This window comes from Mycobacterium sp. MUNTM1, from assembly GCF_054660795.1.
On record NZ_BAAGDE010000010.1, the window covers coordinates 106872 to 126611 of the forward strand.

21 protein-coding genes, 1 pseudogene and 1 riboswitch are annotated in these 19740 nt (G+C 68.3%); of the genes and pseudogenes, 13 read left to right on the forward strand and 9 right to left on the reverse strand.

What is annotated here, in order from left to right; translation table 11 throughout:
• The first annotated feature begins 48 nt into the window (after positions 1-48).
• The 3 genes from ACYQ8K_RS08305 to ACYQ8K_RS08315 all read left to right on the forward strand — a co-directional run bounded on the left by ACYQ8K_RS08305 (position 49) and on the right by ACYQ8K_RS08315 (position 2567).
• Positions 49-1509, forward strand: a complete 1461-nt coding sequence (locus ACYQ8K_RS08305) for a serine/threonine-protein kinase (protein WP_459967996.1) — start codon at positions 49-51, stop codon at positions 1507-1509.
• Positions 1506-2021, forward strand: a complete 516-nt coding sequence (locus tag ACYQ8K_RS08310) for a hypothetical protein (RefSeq protein ID WP_459967997.1) — start codon at positions 1506-1508, stop codon at positions 2019-2021. Before ACYQ8K_RS08305 ends, ACYQ8K_RS08310 begins: the two co-directional genes overlap by 4 nt.
• An 87-nt stretch (positions 2022-2108) precedes the next feature.
• Entirely contained in the window at positions 2109-2567 is a 459-nt protein-coding gene (locus ACYQ8K_RS08315) for a VOC family protein (protein ID WP_459967998.1), read from the forward strand.
• A gap of 52 nt (positions 2568-2619) precedes the next feature.
• Here the strand turns inward: ACYQ8K_RS08315 and ACYQ8K_RS08320 are convergent, their stop codons facing one another.
• Together ACYQ8K_RS08320 and ACYQ8K_RS08325 are read right to left on the reverse strand one after the other, a co-directional pair.
• A complete protein-coding gene (locus ACYQ8K_RS08320; protein WP_459967999.1) occupies positions 2620-4308 on the reverse strand; it encodes a 4Fe-4S binding protein in 1689 nt (562 codons plus the stop codon).
• A 17-nt stretch (positions 4309-4325) separates the two neighbouring features.
• Entirely contained in the window at positions 4326-5351 is a 1026-nt protein-coding gene (locus ACYQ8K_RS08325; protein WP_459968000.1) for an AurF N-oxygenase family protein, read from the reverse strand.
• A 240-nt stretch (positions 5352-5591) separates the two neighbouring features.
• Here ACYQ8K_RS08325 and serC point away from each other — a divergent pair, with 240 nt between their 5' ends.
• Together serC and sepH are read left to right on the forward strand one after the other, a co-directional pair.
• The gene (gene serC / locus ACYQ8K_RS08330; protein ID WP_459968001.1) at positions 5592-6716 is read left to right on the forward strand and encodes a phosphoserine transaminase; all 1125 of its coding nucleotides are present in this window, start codon (positions 5592-5594) and stop codon (positions 6714-6716) included.
• A 122-nt stretch (positions 6717-6838) separates the two neighbouring features.
• Complete coding sequence (gene sepH / locus ACYQ8K_RS08335) at positions 6839-7612, forward strand: septation protein SepH (protein ID WP_459968002.1); 774 nt, start codon at positions 6839-6841, stop codon at positions 7610-7612.
• On the opposite strand, the gene ACYQ8K_RS08340 is transcribed toward sepH, so the two are convergent.
• Genes ACYQ8K_RS08340 through ACYQ8K_RS08350 form a run of 3 tightly spaced genes read right to left on the reverse strand, consistent with a single transcriptional unit; the run spans position 7609 to position 9183 of the window.
• Entirely contained in the window at positions 7609-7887 is a 279-nt protein-coding gene (locus ACYQ8K_RS08340) for a DUF2537 domain-containing protein (RefSeq protein WP_459968003.1), read from the reverse strand. The genes sepH and ACYQ8K_RS08340 overlap by 4 nt on opposite strands.
• A 10-nt stretch (positions 7888-7897) precedes the next feature.
• The gene (locus ACYQ8K_RS08345) at positions 7898-8755 is read right to left on the reverse strand and encodes a TrmH family RNA methyltransferase (protein WP_459968004.1); all 858 of its coding nucleotides are present in this window, start codon (positions 8753-8755) and stop codon (positions 7898-7900) included.
• Positions 8752-9183: an Rv0880 family HTH-type transcriptional regulator gene (locus ACYQ8K_RS08350; RefSeq protein WP_459968005.1), complete on the reverse strand. Its 432-nt coding sequence runs from the start codon at positions 9181-9183 to the stop codon at positions 8752-8754. Before ACYQ8K_RS08350 ends, ACYQ8K_RS08345 begins: the two co-directional genes overlap by 4 nt.
• 203 nt (positions 9184-9386) lie before the next feature.
• Here ACYQ8K_RS08350 and ACYQ8K_RS08355 point away from each other — a divergent pair, with 203 nt between their 5' ends.
• The gene (locus ACYQ8K_RS08355) at positions 9387-9653 is read left to right on the forward strand and encodes a DUF2530 domain-containing protein (protein WP_459968006.1); all 267 of its coding nucleotides are present in this window, start codon (positions 9387-9389) and stop codon (positions 9651-9653) included.
• Positions 9654-9673: 20 nt separating this feature from the next.
• Positions 9674-10129, forward strand: coding sequence for an SRPBCC family protein (locus tag ACYQ8K_RS08360; protein WP_459968007.1), 456 nt, complete (start codon positions 9674-9676; stop codon positions 10127-10129).
• Between the two features lie 206 nt (positions 10130-10335).
• On the opposite strand, the pseudogene ACYQ8K_RS08365 reads toward ACYQ8K_RS08360, so the two are convergent.
• Positions 10336-11121, reverse strand: a pseudogene (locus ACYQ8K_RS08365) (DUF3027 domain-containing protein); the annotation flags it as partial.
• Positions 11122-11263: 142 nt separating this feature from the next.
• On the opposite strand from ACYQ8K_RS08365, the gene ACYQ8K_RS08370 reads away from it, so the two are divergent.
• Entirely contained in the window at positions 11264-12913 is a 1650-nt protein-coding gene (locus ACYQ8K_RS08370) for an MFS transporter (RefSeq protein WP_459968008.1), read from the forward strand.
• Positions 12910-13410: a DUF2771 domain-containing protein gene (locus ACYQ8K_RS08375; RefSeq protein ID WP_459968009.1), complete on the forward strand. Its 501-nt coding sequence runs from the start codon at positions 12910-12912 to the stop codon at positions 13408-13410. The genes ACYQ8K_RS08370 and ACYQ8K_RS08375 overlap by 4 nt, the downstream gene beginning before the upstream one ends.
• A 14-nt stretch (positions 13411-13424) precedes the next feature.
• Here ACYQ8K_RS08375 and ACYQ8K_RS08380 read toward each other — a convergent pair whose 3' ends face one another.
• The 3 genes from ACYQ8K_RS08380 to ACYQ8K_RS08390 form a co-directional block, all read right to left on the reverse strand.
• Positions 13425-14429, reverse strand: a complete 1005-nt coding sequence (locus tag ACYQ8K_RS08380) for a glutathione S-transferase family protein (RefSeq protein WP_459968010.1) — start codon at positions 14427-14429, stop codon at positions 13425-13427.
• Positions 14430-14444: 15 nt separating this feature from the next.
• Positions 14445-16397, reverse strand: a complete 1953-nt coding sequence (locus ACYQ8K_RS08385; protein WP_459968011.1) for an acyl-CoA dehydrogenase family protein — start codon at positions 16395-16397, stop codon at positions 14445-14447.
• Positions 16398-16527: 130 nt separating this feature from the next.
• A complete protein-coding gene (locus ACYQ8K_RS08390) occupies positions 16528-16935 on the reverse strand; it encodes a cold-shock protein (RefSeq protein ID WP_065030451.1) in 408 nt (135 codons plus the stop codon).
• A gap of 165 nt (positions 16936-17100) precedes the next feature.
• On the opposite strand from ACYQ8K_RS08390, the gene ACYQ8K_RS08395 reads away from it, so the two are divergent.
• The 4 genes from ACYQ8K_RS08395 to ACYQ8K_RS08410 form a co-directional block, all read left to right on the forward strand.
• Positions 17101-17508, forward strand: coding sequence for a YccF domain-containing protein (locus ACYQ8K_RS08395; RefSeq protein WP_459968012.1), 408 nt, complete (start codon positions 17101-17103; stop codon positions 17506-17508).
• Complete coding sequence (gene moaA / locus ACYQ8K_RS08400) at positions 17505-18587, forward strand: GTP 3',8-cyclase MoaA (RefSeq protein ID WP_459968013.1); 1083 nt, start codon at positions 17505-17507, stop codon at positions 18585-18587. Before ACYQ8K_RS08395 ends, moaA begins: the two co-directional genes overlap by 4 nt.
• Complete coding sequence (locus tag ACYQ8K_RS08405) at positions 18580-18870, forward strand: MoaD/ThiS family protein (RefSeq protein WP_459968014.1); 291 nt, start codon at positions 18580-18582, stop codon at positions 18868-18870. The genes moaA and ACYQ8K_RS08405 overlap by 8 nt, the downstream gene beginning before the upstream one ends.
• A gap of 236 nt (positions 18871-19106) precedes the next feature.
• A riboswitch (cyclic di-AMP (ydaO/yuaA leader) is annotated at positions 19107-19292 on the forward strand.
• A 13-nt stretch (positions 19293-19305) separates the two neighbouring features.
• Positions 19306-19740 (forward strand): transglycosylase family protein (locus ACYQ8K_RS08410; protein ID WP_459968015.1); only part of this gene is annotated, 435 nt, incomplete at its 3' end.

Genomic DNA, 19740 nt, shown 5'->3' on the forward strand with positions numbered 1-19740 from the left:
GTTCGAGCGGCGCACCCCGTAGTGGTGTTCACTCAGTAGTATCGGTGAATGACGTTGGGGGATGGTGCCGAGTTCGCCGGCTACACCATTCAGGGGCTACTCGGCTCGGGCGCGACGGCCGACGTCTACGTGGCGCGGCATCCCCGGTTGCCACGGCTGGACGCGCTCAAGATCTTGTCCGCGTCGTTGACCGGTGAGGCCGGTTTTCGGGAACGTTTCGAGCGGGACGCGGACCTGGCTGCCGCGCTGCGGCACCCCAATATCGTTGCCATACACGACCGTGGGGAATTCAACGGCCGGCTATGGATCGCGATGGACTACGTGCAGGGGACCGACGCCGGGCGCCTGTTGCGCGAACGCCACCCGCACGGCATGGCCACCCGCGCGGTGCTGGAGATCGTCACGGCCGTCGCGGCCGCGCTCGACCACGGTCACCGACGCGGAGTGCTGCACCGTGCTGTCAAACCCGGAAACATTCTGCTGACCGGATCCGATGCAGAACCACGCCGAATCCTGTTGTCCGACTTCGGCCTTGCCCGAAAAGCCGATGACATCAACGGATTGATGACGACCGATGGCGCGGGCACGGCCAGCTACGCGGCGCCCGAACAGCTGATGGGTGGCGCCCTCGACGGGCGTGCCGATCAATACGCGTTGGCCGCCGCAGCTTTTCACCTGCTGACCGGTGTCGCTCCTTTCGCGGACACCAGCCCGGCGGCGGTCATCGCCAACCACCTCAACGCGCCACCACCGCTGCTGGCGCAGCGGCGGCCCGACCTGGCGCCGCTGGACCCGGTGCTGTCGAAGGCGATGAGCAAGGATCCCGCGCAACGCTTTTCGCGCTGCGCCGACTTCGCCCAGGCGCTCGGCGAGTCGGTCAACACCGCTGCCGTGCACTGGAACCCGCCGGCCGCGCCGTGGCCGGCGGGCGCGGCCGCGATGGGTGCACCGCCGATCCTGACCGCCGGCCCGTGGCCCCCGATGCCGCCCTATCCGGCGGCGGCACCGGTACCCAGGCGCAGAACGCTCACCGCGGTGCTGGTGCCGCTGGTCCTCACGGTGCTGCTGCTGTGTGCCGGCGCATTCGCCGCCGCACAGGTCTTGCGTCCGCCTCCGCAACCGTCCACCGCGGCACCGCAGTGGCAGCCGTACGTCGACTACGCCAAACAATTCGCGGGCTGGCTCACCAGCCTGAGCTCGAAATCCGCCGACAGCGACATCCAGCGCATCGTCGACGGGTCGATCGGCGAATTCCACGACGACTTTCTGGCCAGACGCGAAGACTTCACCAAGACGGTCATGGATTCCAACGTGTCCACCCAAGGGACCGCGAACGCCGTGGCGCTCGAGTCGATCAGCGGAACCACGGCCCAGGTCCTGGTAGCCGCGACGGCAAAGATCACCAACAGCAACGGCGCGGCGCAAGAACCACGGAACTGGCGGTTGGCGATGCGCGTCGAAAAGGTCGGCGACACCTACAAGGTGTCCAAGGTCGAGTTCGTGACATGAGATCGGCTCTGGCGGGACGCATCATGTGGTGGGCGGCCGTAGTCGCCCTCGCCGTCGCCACGGTCGGCGTCGATGCGCTCGGCGCCTGGGAAATGCAGCTGAAAAGCCGACGACCACCGCCCGTGGCGGATCAGCTCGTCGACCGCCAGGTCGCCACCCAGGCCGCGAGCGCGGGAACGGTGAAGGTGCTGAGCTATTCACCGGACACGCTCGAACAGGACTTCAACGCCGCCAGCGCGCTGCTGACCGGCGATTTCCTCACCTACTACCGGCAGTTCACCAGCCAGGTGGTCGCCCCCACCGCGCGGCAGAAGCGGCTGACCACCAGGGCCACCGTGCAGCGCGCCGGGGTTCAAAGCCTGGCCACCAACGCGGCGAGCATCCTCGTCTTCGTCTCACAGACGACAACGTCGGCCGACCAGTCCGCACCGACCACCACGTCCAGCTCGGTGAGCGTCGGCCTCGCCAAGGTCAACGGGACCTGGCTGATCAACAGCTTCAACCCGGTGTGATGAGCCGCGGCGCGATGAGAATTGCCGCGACGCATGGTCAATATCGGTGATCCCTCACGGGCGAACGCGACAGCAAGGAGAACCAGCATGGCGATCAACATCGAACCGGCACTGTCCCCGCACCTGGTGGTCGACGACGCCGCCGCGGCAATCGATTTCTACGTCAAGGCTTTCGGGGCCCAGGAAATCGGGCGCGTGCCGCGTCCCGACGGCAAACTGGTGCACGCCGCGGTGCGCATCAACGGCTTTACGGTGATGCTCAACGACGACTTCCCGGAGGTCTGTGGCGGCAAGTCGATGACGCCGACGTCGCTGGGCGGCACCCCCGTCACGATCCACCTGACCGTCACCGACGTGGACGCCGGCTTCCAGCGGGCGCTGGACGCCGGTGCCACCGTGGTGACCCCGTTGGATGACCAGTTCTGGGGCGACCGCTACGGGATGGTCGCCGACCCGTTCGGCCACCACTGGTCGATGGGGCAGCCGGTCCGCGAGGTCAGCATGGAAGAGATCTCGGCGGCGATGTCGGGGCAGGGAGCAGGCTAGTGACGATCGCAAGCGCGGCGTCGCCGGGCGCAGCGGGTCGCCACCATCAGGACTAGCCGAGCAGCCGATCGAGCAGCCGGCGTCGTTGTGGCGGCGCCGGTTCCGCGGCGGCCGCCGCGGCGAGCATGGCGGACACGTCGGTGAACTTGTTGCGGGGCCGGCCGTCGTCGCTGCCGCGTGCGATCTCGGCGGCGTCGATGGCGCGCCAGCCCGCCGCGTCGATCGCGTCGGGCTGGCGCTCGCGCACCAGCCGCGCCAACGCGTCGGGTTTGGCGATCGGATCGGTCAGCTTGCCGGCGTTGAAATCCGCGACCAGGGCGTGCACAGTCTGCAACGAGCAGGACTTGTTGGTGCCGATGAAGCCGCTCGGGCCCCGCTTGATCCAGCCCGCGACGTACCCGCCGGGCACCGGCCGCCCGGAGGCGGGGTCGATGACGCGGCCACCGTCGTTCGGCACCACGCCCGACGATTCGTCATAGGGCAGATCGCGAATCGGCTTGCCGCGGTAGCCGATCGACGTCAGCACCAGACCCGTCTCCAGAAGGCGCGTCTCCTCGGAGCCGGTGACGGAGAACTCGATGCCGGTGGCGCGCCGATCGCCCAGCACCCGGCCCGGGGTGAGCCGGTACGCCAGCCTGATCCTGGGTCGGTCCGACGGCGTCGAATCGTCGCCCAGCGTGCTCAAGATCTCCAGCTTGCGCCTGGTCAAGGCGTCCGACGCGGTCGCGAGGTCGGCCGTCACCAGCTGATGGTCGGCGGCGCTGAGCACCACCTCGGAGCTGCCGGTGAGCCCGATCAGCTCGGGCAACGTGAACGCCGATTGAGCGGGTCCGCGCCGGGCGGCGATCACCACCTCGCGCACCGCCGAGCCCCGGAAGGCCGCCAGCGCGTGGTCGGCGATGTCGGTGCGCGCCAGGTCGTCGGGATCAGAGGTGAGCAGCCGGGCGACATCGAGGGCGACGTTGCCGTTGCCCACGATCACCACCCGCTCGTGGCTGAGATCGACTGGCAGATCGTCGAAGTCGGGATGCCCGTTGATCCACGCGACCAATTCGGTTGCCGTCCCGGTCCCCGGCAGTCCCATGCCCTCGATGTCCAGCCGGCGGTCATTGGGCGCACCGACCGCATACAGCACGGCGTGGTGATGAGCCAGCAGGTCCGCGTGGCTCAGCTGGTTGCCGACCTCGACGTTGAGATAGAACCGGAACCGGCGATTACTGGCCACCCTGTCGAACAGCCGGGTGACCCGCTTGGTGTTCTGGTGATCCGGCGCCACCCCAGCCCGCACCAAACCGTAAGGCGTGGGTAGCTTTTCGAAGACGTTCACGCAGACGTCCCGCTGGGTCAGCAGTTCGTCGGCGGCATACATCGCCGCCGGCCCCGACCCGACGATGGCCACCGTCAGCGGCCTGCGGCGGGCGTGCACCTCGGCCGCCGGGATCACCGCGGCCAGCTTTGACGTCGGCGGCAGCTTCTCGCCCTTCGGCCGGTCCGGATAGAAGGATGCGTTGATCTCGATGAAAGGCAGCTGCTTGGAGTCCAGCCGGGTGTCGGGCGCGATGGCGCCGACCGGGCATGCGCTCACGCAGGCGCCGCAGTCCACGCACGCCACCGGATCGATGTAGAGCATCTCCGACGTGGCGAAGCCGGGCTCGTCCGGTGTCGGGTGAATGCAATTCACCGGGCATGCGAAAACACAGGACCCGTCGTTACAGCACGACTGGGTAATAACGTGCGGCATATAGGGACTCGCAGTTATTAAGCGGCCGGGACCGCGGCCAGGTGCTGGCGCTGCGGTTCGCTGCGGTACCGCGACGGCTTGCCGTTGATCTTGCACAGCCGCCACATCAACCGCGCCGAGCGCGTCTCCATCAGGCCGGTGTCGTAAGCCAGCATCCGCACGTCACCGAACATGTCGCTCAGCCACTTTCGCGATTCCGGCGACCGGAAGAACAGTTCCTTCTTGACATCCCGCGGGATGTCGAACTCACGCCAGAACGCCTTGGGCGGCACCACGATTGCGCGGCAGAGCACCTTCATGGTCAACGGCAGGTACAGCGCGGTCCAGAACCGCTGCCGCTTGGTCAACTCCGGCACCCGTTTGCGCAGGAACTCGTGGGCGAACGAGATGTGACGGGCCTCCTCGGCCACGTGGATCGCCATCACTCGCTCCATGATGGGGTGCAGCGACTTGCCCTCGCGCAGAACATTTTTCTGCGTGTGGTCAATGGGCTCCTCGCCGGCGAGCACGCCGATGAAGAACGCCACCGGCAGCGGGCCGGCCACCAGCGGAACCAGCGGCGAAAGCCACTTGAGAACCCGCGGCATGCCCGGCACGTCGGCGCCGATCCGGTTGACCATCTCCTGGAACATCATGGTGTGGTTGCACTCTTCGACCGACTCGTGCAGGCAGTACCGGTACTCCGGCGAGCCGTTGGGCACCCAGAACGTGTAGTTCATCAAGCCCCGGATCAGGATCGATTCGAAGTGCAGCCCCACCTTGGCCACATTGGCCTGGCGCCACATCCCGATCTTGATCTTGCGCTCGTCCGACTGCGCCAGATACCAGGGATGCCGGCCCAGCGGGTCGGTCGCCGGCAGAATCCACCGCGGATCGTTTTCCGTGACGGCGAATTCCGGTGAATCCCAATCGATATCGGTGTACGGATTGAAGTTGCGCCGCACCGACCCCTCGGACAGTGTGGCAAGCATGTTGACGTATTCGGCGTCGTCGCGCACTTCCATGTTGCTTCGCCAACGCCGGACTAATCGCGTCCTAGCCATATCCAGGCCTCCCCAACGAGGTTTACATTTGGACGTGCTATGTCCAGACAGTACCGCAGGTACCGGATATTCACTAGACCCCGTCCCGGCACTGTGACCTGACCGGTGGTCATGAATTTTTTATGCCCCAGATCACACCCGGCCAAACGTTCAAGGTGACCCGAGCAGGCCTTTTGCCCGTGCGCTGGGGGCCCGCGGTCGGGCCGCCGCACCGACCCGTCAGGTCGGCTCACTACCCTGATGAGCATGGCTGACCAGCTCCAGATCCCCGCTGACATCAAACCCCGCGACGGCCGCTTCGGGTGTGGCCCGTCGAAGGTACGGCCCGAACAGCTGCAGGCGCTGAGCACGACCGCCGCCCCACTGTTCGGCACCTCGCACCGGCAGGCGCCGGTCAAAAATCTGGTGGGTCGGCTGCGGTCCGGGCTCGCCGACCTGTTTTCGCTGCCCGAGGGCTACGAGGTCATCCTGGGCAACGGCGGCGCGACAGCGTTCTGGGATGCCGCGGCCTTCGGCCTGATCGACAAGCGGTCGTTGCACCTGTCCTTCGGCGAGTTCAGCTCCAAGTTCGCCTCCGCCGTCGCCAAGAACCCCTTCGTCGGCGACCCCGTCGTCATCAAGGCGGACGCCGGCAGCGCCCCCGAGCCGCAGAGCGACCCCTCGGTCGACCTGATCGCCTGGGCGCACAACGAGACGTCCACCGGCGTCGCGGTGCCCATCGCCCGGCCCGCCGATTCCGGCGACGCGCTGATCGCCATCGACGCGACCTCCGGCGCCGGCGGCCTGCCGGTCGACATCGCGCAGACCGACGCCTACTACTTCTCGCCGCAGAAGAACTTCGCCAGCGACGGAGGCCTGTGGCTGGCGATCATGAGCCCGGCCGCGCTGGCCCGGGTCGAGTCCGTCGCCGCCTCCGGCCGCTGGGTGCCCGACTTCCTGTCGCTGCCGATCGCCGTGGAGAACAGCCTGAAGGACCAGACCTACAACACCCCGGCGGTCGGCACCCTGGCGCTGATGGCCGAGCAGGTCGACTGGATGCTGGGCAACGGCGGGCTGGACTGGGCCGTCAAGCGCACGGCGGACTCGTCGGGCCGGTTGTACTCCTGGGCCGAGGAGCGGCCCTACACCACGCCCTTCGTCACCGACCCGAAGCTGCGCTCGCAGGTGGTGGGCACCATCGATTTCGCCGACGAGGTCGACGCCGCGGCCGTGGCGAAGATCTTGCGGGCTAACGGCGTCGTCGACACCGAGCCGTACCGCAAACTCGGCCGCAACCAGTTGCGGGTCGGGATGTTCCCGGCGGTGGACCCCGACGACGTCAGCGCACTCACCCAATGCATCGACTGGGTCGTCGAGCGGCTGTAACCAACCGGCAATCGGCGCGCAACCGCACAGCGTGTCAGCACAGGTGATGGGCGGTTGCTGGACTAAAGTGCGCACGTGACGGGTCCGTCGCTGACCTGCACGGAGCCTGCGAGGAGATAACCATGCGGGAACTCAAAGTGGTTGGACTGGACGCCGACAGCAAATATGTCATCTGCGAGGGTGACGATCCCGCGGAGCAGTTCAAGCTAGCGGCCGACGACCGCCTGCGGGCCCTGCTGCGCGACGCAGCCCTGTCCACTGAGCAACCGCAGCTCGAGATTGAAGTCACCAACATGCTGAGCCCCAAAGAAATTCAGGCCAAGATCCGCGCGGGCGCCTCCGTCGAGCAGGTCGCCGCGGCGTCAGGCTCGGAGGTGTCGCGGATCCGCCGCTTCGCCCACCCGGTGCTTTTGGAACGGTTCCGCGCCGCCGAGCTGGCAACCGCCGCCCACCCGATGCTGGCCGACGGCCCCGCCGTGCTGACCCTGTTGGAGACGGTCACCGCCGCGTTTGTGACCCGGGGCCTCAGCCACGACAAACTCAGTTGGGACGCCTGGCGCAACGAAGACAACCGCTGGACGGTGCAACTCGCGTGGAAGGTCGGCCGCTCCGACAACCTCGCGCATTTCTGCTTCTCCCCCGGCGCCCACGGCGGAACCGTGACCGCCATCGACGACGCGGCCAGCGCACTGATCGACCCCACCTTCGAACGTCCGCTGCGCCCGGTGGCCCGGGTCGCCCACGTCGACTTCGAGGAGCCCGCGAAGCCGCCCGTCGCCGAACCCGAGGCGGTCGTGGAGCCCGACGAAAAGCCCGTGCACACCCGGCGCGGCAAGCCGGTCATCCCGGCGTGGGAGGACGTGCTGCTCGGCGTCCGCTCGGGCGGGCAGCGCTAGGTCTGCCCCGCGGCCGTCAGGGCCAGCAGCACAATCCACGCGCCCGCGACGCCCACCGCGGCGCCCAGCACGAACCAGCGCAGCACCGGGGTGCGACGCCACCCCCACAGGGTCGGCGCCAGTCCCCCGGCGGCCACCACGTTGAGCGCCACGGCCAGCAGCGCGTGCACCCGAACCAGTCCCAGGCTGAGCACCACGATCGCGGCGCCGGTGACCACCGCAACGAACGCGGCCACCGTCAAACCCGTTGCCCAGGGCACGGATTCGTCTCTCATCAGCCGGAGCCTAGTCTGGCTGTCCATCGCCGCCTCTCGTCGTCGAGCGGGTCCGCTCGTAGAACGCCAGCGCCGCCGCCGTCGCGACGTTGAGCGAGTCGGTGCCCCGCGACATCGGGATGCGTACCCGCACATCGCTCATCCGCAGGGTGGCCGGCGTCAGCCCCGGTCCCTCGGCGCCCACCAGCACCGCGACGCGTTCGTCCCGCGCGGTCGTCATCGCCTCCGGCAGGGCGCACGCGGTGCCTTGGGGCGTCATCGCCATAAGTCGAAAACCCTTCTCCCGTAACGTCTCAAGCTCGGCGGGCCAGCAGGCTGCGCGCGCATACGGCACCAGCAGCGCGTGGCCCATCGACACCCGGACCGCACGGCGGTACAGCGGGTCGGCGCAGCCGCCGCCGAACACCACCGCGTCGACGCCGAGGCCCGCCGCATTGCGGAAGATCGAGCCGAGGTTCTCGTGGTCATTGACCCCTTCGAGCACCGCGACGGTGCGAGCCCCGGCGATCACCTCGGCGACGCTGGGTTCGGGCACCCGCCGGGCGGCCGCGAGCACGCCGCGATTGAGGTGGAAACCGACCGCCCGGGCCATCACGTCGGCGGAGGCTCGGTAGAACGGCACGGCGCTGCCGGCCAGATCATCCTCGAGCTCGGCGAGCCGGCGGTCGGTGCCCAGCAGGGCGTGCGGGCGGAACCGCGACGCGAGCATGCGCTGGACCACCAGCACACCCTCGGCGATCACCAGCCCCTTGCCGGACGGCAGATCGGGACGACGGTCGACGCTGTTCAGGTCCCGGAAATCGTCGAGCCGGGGATCGTCGGGGTCGTCAACGTCCTGAACATTCAGGGCTTCGGTCCGGTAACTCACGGGCCTTCGTCGACCAGGGCCAACATCAGATCGGCCGCGCTACGCAGGGTGTCGCGTTGTTCGCTGTCCAGCGTCGCCAGCCGCTTGGCCAGCCACTCCTGGCGGGCACGACGGTTCGCCTTGACAAGCTCGGCCCCGGACTCGGAGACCGACACGAGCACCTGCCGGCCGTCGACCGGATGCGGCGCCCGGTCCACCAGGCCCATCTCGGCCAGCGACGCGATCACCCGGGTCATCGACGGCGGCCGGACCCGTTCGCGGATCGCCAGGGCGCCCGGTGTCATCGGGCCTTCGTTGGTCAGCATCGCCAGCGCCGACAGCTGGGACAACGACACCGGCGACGACGGGTTGCGAAACCGCAGTTGGCGGGCCAGCCGCATAACAGCCAGTGACAGGTCGCTGGCCAGCCGCGCATCGCTGTCAGGCATGGCGCGAGGTTACACGGAAGCCTGAGAACCCGGGACACGAACCGGTGAACGCCGGGTGTGGATCGTTTTCGCTAAGCTTCGGAATTTTGCTCGAAACGCTTACCCGCCGGCCCATCCCGGCTCGCCCAGCGGTTTGGAGATCATCCGTTTCGGGAAGTGGGTGCGCCGCCCGCGGACACCGGCGGCGGGCTATGTTAATCGCGATGTCCGCCGAACCCCGCACCGCGCCGCCGCTGCCGGCCGCGCTGCTGCACGTGTGGCCCTTCATCGCGCTCGGCGCGCTGGGCTGGCTGGCCGCGCTGGCCGCCGCGTTCCTGGTGCCTAGCCTGCAGGGTTGGCGTCCGGTGGCCCTGGCCGGGCTGGGCGTGGGGGCGCTCGGCACCAGTATCTTCCTGCTGCAGCTGGCCGCGGCCCGGCGCGGTGCGCGCGGCGCGCAGGCCGGGCTCGAAAGCTTTCTCGACCACAAGTAGTTCGCACACCTGGAGGAGCGATGGTAGCCCCGCTGCTGCAAACACACGTCGACATCGACGCGCCGGTGGCCACGGTGTGGGGATTGATTTCCGATCTGCGGCGAATGCCCCAGTGGAGCCCGCAGTGCCGGTGGATGAAGCCGTTCGGCCCGGTCCGTCAGGGCACCAGGACCCTCAACCTCAACCGTCGCAAGCGGATGTTCTGGCCGACGACGTGCACGGTCGTCGAGATCGTCCCCGACCGCAAGCTCGCGTTCCGCGTGGACACCAACAACACCATCTGGACCTACGAGCTCGAGCCCAGCGGCGAGGGCACGCGGCTGATCGAGAGCCGTCACGCCGAAAACGGCGTCACCGCTTTTTCCAACCTGTCGGTGAATGCGCTCTTCGGCGGGACCGAGAAGTTCGAACGCGAATTGCTCGACGGGATGAACGCCTCGCTGGCGCGCATCAAGGCCGCCGCCGAAACCGGTTAATCCGACGTCTCGGGCTCCGGCTGCCGCTCGGTCTCCGGCTGCCGCTCGGTCTCCGGCTGCCGCTCGGTCTCCGGCGCCTCGGTCTCCGCCGCCTCGGACACGGGCTCGACGCCTGCCGGCCCACCGGACGTCTCGGGCCGGGGCTCTAGGGCCTCGGACTCCGGCGGCGCTTCGGCCGCCTCTGGCGACTCCGCGGGCGGCGGCGACGGCTCGACCGGTGCCTGGGTGACGTCGAGCAGGCCGTCGTCGTAGGGCTCGTAGGCCGGCGATCCGGTGCCCGCCGGGGCGGGGGTGTCCGAATGAGCACCGCAGCCGTACAGCTTGTCGACGATGTGCCCGTCGGCCGACAGTTCGTTGCCGCACACGCCGAACAGCGCGCCCAGGGATCCCGACAGCGGCAGGAAGAAGCCGCAGTCGCGGCACACCCGCTTGGTCGATCGCGCCATCGGCGAGTCAGGGCCGTAGTCGCCGGTGCGCCAGCGCTCGGCCGCCTCCGCGCGGCCCTCGGCGCTCATCACCCAACGCCGGCCCAGCCCGATCTCCGCGGCGGTCTCGTCGACCTGCGGGTCGCCGCTGGCCGTGTAGCCGGGGACCAGCCGGGGATCGTCGGCGGCGGGCGCCAGCAGGTCGCCGGGGCTCAGATCCCCGGGCCGCACCCGCTGCTCCCACGGCACCCATTCCGGGGCCAGCAACGCCGTCGGCCCGGGCACCAGCACCACTTCGCTGATGGTGGCGTGATCTGCGCCGGGATAGGCGGCGACGACGACCGCCCACTGCCAGCCCTGGTAGCCGGGCAGATGCGCCAGGAACCGGTGGGTCGCGGTGTTCGGGTCTTCGTAGCCGGCGCCCAGATAGTCGCCGACCATCTCCGGCCCGCTGAACTCCACGACCGCGGCCCTGGCCTGGTCTGCCGCGCCCGTGAGCACCGTCGCCAACCCCTCGGGCCAGTCGGCCGCGGTCGCCACGGCGTACTCCACGGTGGGCTCCTCGATGGGTCGGGTCGCGCTGTCTTCTTTCTGCATTGCGGTTCCAATACTAGGTTGACGAGCCACGCCCCGTTACCTGCAGACGCATCCAGTCGGGATAGGGGAGAATCGGGACGTGTCTGGACGGCGGCAAAACAATCCGGGCCGGGTGGCCTCTCAGCCGGGCCGCCGGCCCCGCAATGGCCCTGCCTCCCAGCATCCGGGCGCGGCCAATTACCCCGCCGGCGGGGCCGCCGATCGGCGCACCCGCCGGCCGTCGCCGATGCCGAGCGCGAACCGCTACCTGCCCCCGCTGGGCCACCAGCCCGAGCCCGAACGCAACAGCGCCGCGGCGCCTCGCGGTCCGGCTTCCGGCGAGCGGATCACCGTCACCCGCGCCGCCGCACTGCGCAGCCGCGAGATGGGTTCGCGGATGTACTGGATGGTCCAGCGCGCCGCGACGGCCGACGGCGCCGACAAGTCCGGCCTGACGGCGCTGACGTGGCCCGTGGTGGCCAACTTCGCGGTGGACGCCGCGATGGCAGTCGCGCTGGCCAACACGTTGTTCTTCGCTGCGGCCACCGGCGAGAGCAAGGGCCGGGTCGCGCTGTACCTGTTGATCACCATTGCGCCGTTCGCGGTGATCGCGCCGCTGATCGGCCCGGCGCTGGACCGGCTGCAGCACGGCCGCCGCGTCGCCCTGGCCGCGTCGTTCGCCCTGCGCACCGCGCTGGCCGTGCTGCTGGTGATGAATTACGACGGCGCCACCGGCAGTTTCCCGTCGTGGGTTCTCTATCCGTGCGCGCTCGCGATGATGGTGTTCTCGAAGTCGTTCAGCGTGCTGCGCAGCGCGGTGACGCCGCGGGTGATGCCGCCGACCATCGACCTGGTGCGGGTCAACGCCAGGCTGACCATGTTCGGTCTGCTGGGCGGCACCATCGTCGGCGGTGCGATCGCGGGTGGCGTCGAATTCGTCTGCACCCACCTGTTCAAGCTGCCCGGGGCGTTGTTCGTGGTGATCGCGGTGACGATCGCCGGCGCCATGCTGTCGATGCGGATACCGCGCTGGGTCGAGGTGACTGCCGGTGAGGTTCCCGCCACCCTGAGCTATCGCCAGGACAGTGAACCGCTGCGCCGCAGCTGGCACAAGGAGGTCAGCGGGGCGCTGCGACAGCCGTTGGGCCGCAACATCATCACCTCGCTGTGGGGCAACTGCACGATCAAGGTCATGGTGGGTTTCCTGTTCCTGTATCCCGCGTTCGTGGCCAAGGCCCATCAGGCCAACGGCTGGGCCCAGATCGCCATGCTCGGGATGATCGGCGCCGCGGCCGGGATCGGCAATTTCGTCGGTAACTTCACCAGTGCGCGCCTGAAGCTGGGCCGGCCCGCCGCGCTGGTGGTGCGCTGCACGGTGGCGGTGAGCGCGGTCGCGCTGGCCGCCTCGGTGGCCGGCAACCTGATGCTGGCCGTGATCGCCACCCTGGTCACGTCGGGATCCAGCGCCATCGCGAAGGCATCCCTGGACGCGTCGCTGCAGGACGACCTGCCGGAGGAATCCCGCGCGTCGGGCTTCGGGCGCTCGGAGTCGACGCTGCAATTGGCCTGGGTCCTCGGCGGCGCGCTGGGGGTGTTGGTGTACACCGAGTTGTGGGTCGGCTTTACCGCGGTGACCGCGCTGCTCATCCTGGGCCTGGCGCAGACCCTGGTCAGCTTCCGCGGCAACTCACTGATTCCCGGCCTGGGAGGGAATAGGCCGATCATGGTCGAGCAGGAGGGCAAGCCCCGCGGTGTCGGCGCCACGGCGGTGGTAGCCGAGTGAAGTCCGGAAGCAAGCGGGGCGTGGCCGTGCTGCTCGCCTGCCTGGTGGCCGTGCTTTGTGTCGGAGCAGGCGTCGCAACCTGGCTGTTGGTGGGCCGCTCCGGACCGCGGCACCCCGAAATCAGCGCGTACTCGCACGGCCACCTGACCCGGGTGGGGCCGTACCTGTACTGCAACGTGCTCAACCTCGAAGACTGCGAGACGCCGCAGAACCAAGGCGAGCTGAAGGTCAGCGAGCGCTACCCGATTCAGCTCTCGGTGCCCGACGCCATCTACCGGGCGCCCTGGCGGTTGCTGCAGGTTTACGACGACCCCACCAACACCACCAGCACGATCTTCCGGCCGGGCACCCGGTTCGCGGTCACCGTCCCCTCGGTCGACCCGCATCGCGGGCGCCTGGCCGGGATCGTCGTGCAGTTGCTGACGCTGGCCGTGGATCCCGCGGGCGAACTGCGCGACGTCCCGCACGCGGAATGGTCAGTGCGGCTGGTGTTCTGAGGGTCCACCGAGAACTAGGCCCCGTGGCCGGCCGGTACTTGCTCCCCTTCGACCGGCGGCCCCGGCGGTGTGCCATCGCCGAAGGGCTTGCCGCCCAAGCTCTCTCGCCCGTGCGGCGACAGCCAGCCGGCGAGGTCCGGACCCTTGGGCACGATCCGGGTGGGGTTGATGTCGGCGTGCACGATGTAGTAGTGCTGCTTGATCTGGACGAAGTCGACGGTGTCGCCGAACCCCGGGGTCTGGAACAGGTCGCGGGCGTAGGCCCACAAAACGGGCATCTCGCTCAGTTTGCTTCGGTTGCATTTGAAGTGCCCGTGATAGACGGGGTCGAACCGGGCCAGGGTGGTGAACAGCCGCACGTCGGCCTCGGTGATGGTGTCGCCCACCAGGAATCGCTGATTGGCCAGCCGCTCGCTCACCCAATCCAAGGCGGTGAACAACCGGTCATACGCCGCGTCGTAGGCCTGCTGCGAACCGGCGAACCCGCACCGGTACACCCCGTTGTTGATCTCGGTGTAGACCCTCTTGCTCACCTCGTCGATCTCGGCGCGCAGCGGCTCGGGATACAGCTCGGGCGCCCCTTCCCGGTGGTAGGCCGACCATTCCGTCGACAGGTCCAGGGTCATCTGCGCGAAGTCGTTGGTGACCACCGCACCGGTGCTGACGTCGACGATCGCAGGCACCGTGATGCCCTTGGGGTAGTCGGGAAACCGCTTGAAGTAGGCGTCCTGCAGCCGCGGGATCTTGAGCACCGGGTCGACACCACCCGGATCCAGGTCGAACGTCCAGCTGCGCTCGTCGTGCGTGGGGCCGCAAAAGCCAATGGAGAGAACATTTTCCAGGCCCAGCAAGCGGCGCACGATGATCGCGCGGTTCGCCCACGGGCACGCACGGGCTACGACCAGGCGATAACGGCCGGGCTCGACGGGATAGCCGTCGCGCCCATCGGCAGTGATGCGCGTTTCGATGTAGTCGGTGTCGCGGGTGAATTCGCCCGCCGGAGCGACATAGGAAGCCATAGCTGCCATCGTCTCTCAGGACCGGCTCGTTGCCGAACGATCGCCAGCCAAGAATCGGCGGGCCAGGTTGGTCTCGGTGGACTCGCCGGGCTCCCAGTGCGCGATCCACGGGCCGGTGCCTTCCGACTGGTCGACGATCCCGTCCTCCAGCCAGACGTAACGACCCTCCAGGACGCTGTGGGTGAGCTGAACATCGCTGCCGTCGGTGTTGGTCCACAACGCATGGAACAACGCTTCGACGCGAAGGGTCGCCTGCTGGCAGAACGTCTCGGCCAGCTCGCACGCCTGCCGACCGACGGTGGGATCGGCGACACGCTGCCCCTCGGCGCGCACGCACGCCGAGGACATGGCGAACAGCTCGGCACCGATATCGACGATGCGTCCGAGGAATCCCTGCCGTTGCTCCAGTCGGGCCTGCCAACGCGCCATCCCGTAGAAGGTGTTACGGGCCAGCTTGCGGGACGAGCGTTCGACGAACCGGAGGTGCGTCGCCAGCGGGCCGAACTCGCGGTACGCCTTCGGTCGCTGACCTTCGCCAAAGACCAACTGCGGCAACCACTTCGCGTAGAACCCGCTCGCACCGACCGCCGCGGCGGCCTTCTGCCGCAAACCGGCGTCGGGCTTGGCCAGGTCGCCGGCCGCCGCGAGGTGGGCATCGACCGCCTCGCGGGCGATGAGCAGCCTCATGATCTCACTGGATCCTTCGAAGATGCGGTTGATCCGCAGGTCCCGCACCGCCTGCTCGACGGGCACCGCGCGCTCACCGCGCGCCGCCAACGACTCCGCGGTCTCATAGCCCCGCCCACCCCGGATCTGCAAAACCTCATCGGCGATGGTGCAGGCCATCTCGCTCGCCCACAGTTTGGCCAACGCCGCCTCGATGCGGATGTCGTTGCGTCCCTCGTCGGCCATCTGCGAAGACAGCTCCAGCACCGCATCAAGCGCATAGTTGGTCGCGGCGACGAACGAGATCTTGCCGGCCACCGCTTCATGCTTGGCCAGCGGCTTGCCCCACTGCACCCGCTCACCGGACCATTCGCGGACGATCTTCAGCGCCCATTTGGACGCACCCGTCGCGGTCGCGGGCAGCGACAGCCGTCCGGCGTTGAGTGTGGTCAACGCGATCTTGAGCCCGTCACCTTCGCGGCCGATCAGATTCTCGCTGGGCACCCGAACCCGGTGCAGCCGCGTCACGCCGTTCTCGATACCGCGCAGCCCCATGAACCTGTTACGCCGCTCCACGGTGATCCCCGGCGAATCGGCCTCGACCACGAATGCGCTGATTCCACCCCGGTGCCCGTCGCTCTTGGGCACCCGGGCCATGACGACCAGCAGTTCGGCGACCACGCCGTTGGTGGTCCACAATTTCACACCGTCGAGTTCGTACGCCTTCCCCTCTTCGACCGGTGTGGCCGTCGAAGCAAGGCGGGCCGGGTCCGAGCCCACATCCGGCTCGGTAAGTAAGAACGCCGATATGGCCCCAGCAGCGCACCGCGGCAAGTACTTCCGCTTCTGTTCCGGGGTCCCGGCGAGTTTGAGCGGCTCGGGTACCCCGATCGACTGATGGGCCGACAGCAGTGCGCCGAGACTGGGATGGACGCTCGAAATCATCATCAGTGCACGGTTGTAGGCAACTTGCGACATGCCCAACCCGCCGTATTCGGACGGAATTTTCATACCGAAACAACCCAATTCGGCCAGGCCCTGCACGTACTCATCGGGAATCCGCGCGTCGCGCTCGATCACACTGCCGTCGACAGTGTCCAGAAATTGCCGCACCTTGTCGAGAAATGCGCGGGTGCGCTCCTCGTCGGCGTCAGATGGTTTGGGAAACGGGTGTATCAGCTCCAACGGAAAACGGCCAAGGAACAGCTCTTTGGCGAAGGACGGTTTATCCCAACCACTTTCGCGAGATTCCTCGGCAACAGCTCGTGCCTGTTCCTCGGTGACTTGCGCCTGCTGAGCCATCGCAGCCTCCTACGCTAAACGACTCACGTCACGTCGGAGTACCCTCGCGCGGCGCTCACCAAGCCGTCAGCCGCACACGTTTTGAGGCCCGTCCCCGCAGGCCATGGTCAGCGGGGGCCCGGGGTCAGAGCTAGGCGTCGAGCTCCCGGGCCACGGCCTTGACCACCTCGGAAACCCGGCGGGCGGTCTTGCGGTCCGGGTAGCGCCCCTTGCGTAATTCGGGCTGCACGGTGCTTTCCAGCAGCGTGATCATGTCCTCGACCATGCCGTGCAGCTCGTCGGGGCTGTGCTTGTGCTCGGCGGGCGCCTCGCGACGGGTCTTGGTCAGGCTCGGCGGCGGCTCAATCAGCTTGAGGCTCAACGCTTGCGGCCCGCGCCGCCCGGAGGCGATGCCGAACTCCACACGCTGGCCCGCTTTGAGGCCCTCGACCCCGGCGGGCAACGCCGACGAGCGGACGTACACGTCTTCGCCGTCCTCTTGCGACAGGAAGCCGAAGCCCTTGTCAGCGTCGTACCACTTAACCTTGCCCGTCGGCACTGGTCTCACCTGCTTGTCTAACGAATCAGTAGAAATAGGCAACACAATAAGCGTCCCGCCTGCGCAGGACGCCGTATTAGGAGTTTGATCCTACTCGGATGCCCGGGTAACGAGCACCCCCGTTATCGGGCACTCGGTACGCTTGGTATTACCCGCGGAGGAGATATGCGCCTGATCCTTAACGTCATCTGGTTAGTCTTCGGCGGCCTCTGGATGGCCGTCGGATATTTGGCTGCGGCGCTCATCAGCTTCTTGCTCATCATCACCATTCCCTTCGGCTTCGCGTCGCTGCGCATCGCCTCCTACGCGCTGTGGCCGTTCGGCCGCACCATCGTGGACAAACCGACCGCGGGGTCGGGTGCCCTGATCGGAAACGTCATCTGGGTGGTGCTGTTCGGCGTGTGGCTGGCGATCGGCCATCTGGTCAGCGCGGCGGCGATGGCGCTCACGATCGTCGGCATTCCGCTGGCGCTGGCCAACCTCAAACTGATTCCGGTGTCGTTGATGCCGCTGGGCAAGCAGATCGTTCCGGTCAGCTCGCCGACTCACTACGCGCCGCCGGTGGCCGCATGACCCTGACGACGCTGGGTGTCCCGACAGTGCCGAGCCGCGACGGCGGCCCGGCCTTACCCGCGGACGCGCCCACCACCGGCCCGCTGGTGGATACCTACGGGCGGGTCGCCACCGATCTGCGGGTGTCGCTGACCGACCGCTGCAACCTGCGGTGCACGTATTGCATGCCGGCGGAGGGCCTGAACTGGCTGCCCGGCGAGCAGCTGCTCAGCGCCGACGAGCTGGCCAGGCTGATGCGCATCGCGGTCACCCGGCTGGGGGTGACCAGCGTGCGGTTCACCGGCGGCGAACCCCTGCTGGCGCGCCACCTCGAAGAGGTGGTCGCCGCGGCCGCCGCCTTGCGGCCGCGCCCCGAGATCTCGCTGACCACCAATGGCATCGGGCTGGCGCGGCGGGCCGCGGGGCTGGTGCGGGTGGGCCTGGACCGGGTCAACATCTCGCTGGACAGCGTGGATCGGCAGCACTTCGCCGCCATCACCCGTCGCGACCGGCTGGACGACGTGCTGGCCGGGTTGGCCGCCGCCAAGCAGGCCGGCCTGACGCCGGTGAAGGTGAACGCCGTGCTCGACCCGGCCACCGGCCGCGAGGACGTCGTGGAGCTGCTGCGGTTCTGTCTCGACCTCGGCTACCAGTTGCGCGTCATCGAACAGATGCCACTGGATGCCGGGCACCAATGGCGACGGGACGCGACGTTGAGCGCCGACGACGTGCTGGCCGCGCTGCGCCCACACTTCCGGCTGCGGCCCGACCCGGCGCCGCGCGGATCGGCCCCGGCCGAGCTGTGGCTGGTCGACACCGGCCCGGGTACGCCGAGCGGAAAGTTCGGCGTCATCGCGTCGGTCTCGCACGCCTTCTGCTCGGCCTGTGACCGCACCCGGTTGACGGCCGACGGCCAGATCCGCAGCTGCCTGTTCGCCGAGCAGGAGACTGACCTGCGTGGCTTGCTGCGCGGCGGCGCGCCCGACGAGGCGATCGAGGCGGCCTGGCGCACCGCGATGTGGGGCAAGCCGGCCGGTCACGGCATCAACGACCCGAACTTCATCCAGCCCGATCGCCCGATGAGCGCGATCGGTGGCTAGCCCCGCGGGACAGACCCCTGTCCAAACCGACGGCATCCAGGTGACGGTGCGCTATTTCGCGGCCGCGCGCGCGGCCGCGGGTGTCGAGTCGGAGACGGTGGTGCTGCGCCCCGGCACCACGGTCGGCCAGCTGGTCGAGAGGCTCGCCGCTCAGGGCTCCCGCCTAGCAGCCGTGTTGACCCGGTGCTCGTACCTGCGCGACGGGATCGCCGTCCGCGACGAGACCGCGGCGTTGCAAACAGGTGACACGATTGATGTTCTGCCGCCCTTTTCTGGCGGCTGAAACTGTGAGTTATCTCACGTAACGAATTCATAACGGCGCGATCACGCTCCGATATAGCCCGCATTGACCTGCGCAAACACTATGTGTTCCTGCGGTTTTCGCAGATGGCTGCGAGGGAAACGCCGGGTTTCGCAAGACGTGACGAGACCAACAGAAACCGTTACCGTCTCCGAAGGCTCGCCAGCCATCCCCGATTGGCGGACCTCCCCTCCCTATCGCGCCGAGCTCCATCCAATAGGCGGGGGCCACCGAACTACATGGATGGAGACGGGGGACCCACCGGTCCACCGTGATCGGATTGGGGCCGCTCGCGGCTCCTAGGGGTGAAGCCGGCGTCGTCTCGCACGACGACCACGCCGGCCGGGTGGCCTCTCCAACCCGAACCCGACAGCTGACCTCGCAGGCGCGTGACGAGAGAGGAATACATCGGCGCGTATGAGTGGACGTCACCGTAAGCCCAGCAGTTCAAACATCAGCGTCGCCAAGATCGCCTTCACCGGTGCGGTTCTTGGTGGCGGCAGCATCGCCCTAGCCGGCCAGGCGGCCGCGGCCACCGATGGCGAATGGGATCAGGTAGCCCGTTGCGAATCCGGCGGCAACTGGGCCATCAACACCGGCAACGGTTACCACGGCGGCGTGCAGTTCAGCTCGAGCACCTGGGCATCGCACGGCGGTGGTCAGTACGCCCCTTCGGCCGAACTCGCCACCAAGGAACAGCAGATCGCCGTCGCGGAGCGGGTGCTCGCCACCCAGGGCCGTGGCGCCTGGCCGGTGTGCGGTGGCCCGCTGTCGGGCCCCACCCAGCGTGACGTGCCCGCGCCGGCCGCCCTGGACGCCCCCGGCATCAACGGTGCCCCGGCGCCGCTGGCG

Excerpts from the sequence above, each read along its gene's own strand:
- ACYQ8K_RS08305 (WP_459967996.1), top strand. The coding sequence starts at position 49 with ATGACGTTGGGGGATGGTGCCGAGTTCGCCGGCTACACCATTCAGGGG.
- ACYQ8K_RS08310 (WP_459967997.1), top strand. The coding sequence starts at position 1,506 with ATGAGATCGGCTCTGGCGGGACGCATCATGTGGTGGGCGGCCGTAGTC.
- ACYQ8K_RS08315 (WP_459967998.1), top strand. The coding sequence starts at position 2,109 with ATGGCGATCAACATCGAACCGGCACTGTCCCCGCACCTGGTGGTCGAC.
- ACYQ8K_RS08320 (WP_459967999.1), bottom strand. The coding sequence starts at position 4,308 with ATGCCGCACGTTATTACCCAGTCGTGCTGTAACGACGGGTCCTGTGTT.
- ACYQ8K_RS08325 (WP_459968000.1), bottom strand. The coding sequence starts at position 5,351 with ATGGCTAGGACGCGATTAGTCCGGCGTTGGCGAAGCAACATGGAAGTG.
- serC (WP_459968001.1), top strand. The coding sequence starts at position 5,592 with ATGAGCATGGCTGACCAGCTCCAGATCCCCGCTGACATCAAACCCCGC.
- sepH (WP_459968002.1), top strand. The coding sequence starts at position 6,839 with ATGCGGGAACTCAAAGTGGTTGGACTGGACGCCGACAGCAAATATGTC.
- ACYQ8K_RS08340 (WP_459968003.1), bottom strand. The coding sequence starts at position 7,887 with ATGAGAGACGAATCCGTGCCCTGGGCAACGGGTTTGACGGTGGCCGCG.
- ACYQ8K_RS08350 (WP_459968005.1), bottom strand. The coding sequence starts at position 9,183 with ATGCCTGACAGCGATGCGCGGCTGGCCAGCGACCTGTCACTGGCTGTT.
- ACYQ8K_RS08355 (WP_459968006.1), top strand. The coding sequence starts at position 9,387 with ATGTCCGCCGAACCCCGCACCGCGCCGCCGCTGCCGGCCGCGCTGCTG.
- ACYQ8K_RS08360 (WP_459968007.1), top strand. The coding sequence starts at position 9,674 with ATGGTAGCCCCGCTGCTGCAAACACACGTCGACATCGACGCGCCGGTG.
- ACYQ8K_RS08380 (WP_459968010.1), bottom strand. The coding sequence starts at position 14,429 with ATGGCTTCCTATGTCGCTCCGGCGGGCGAATTCACCCGCGACACCGAC.
- ACYQ8K_RS08385 (WP_459968011.1), bottom strand. The coding sequence starts at position 16,397 with ATGGCTCAGCAGGCGCAAGTCACCGAGGAACAGGCACGAGCTGTTGCC.
- ACYQ8K_RS08395 (WP_459968012.1), top strand. The coding sequence starts at position 17,101 with ATGCGCCTGATCCTTAACGTCATCTGGTTAGTCTTCGGCGGCCTCTGG.
- moaA (WP_459968013.1), top strand. The coding sequence starts at position 17,505 with ATGACCCTGACGACGCTGGGTGTCCCGACAGTGCCGAGCCGCGACGGC.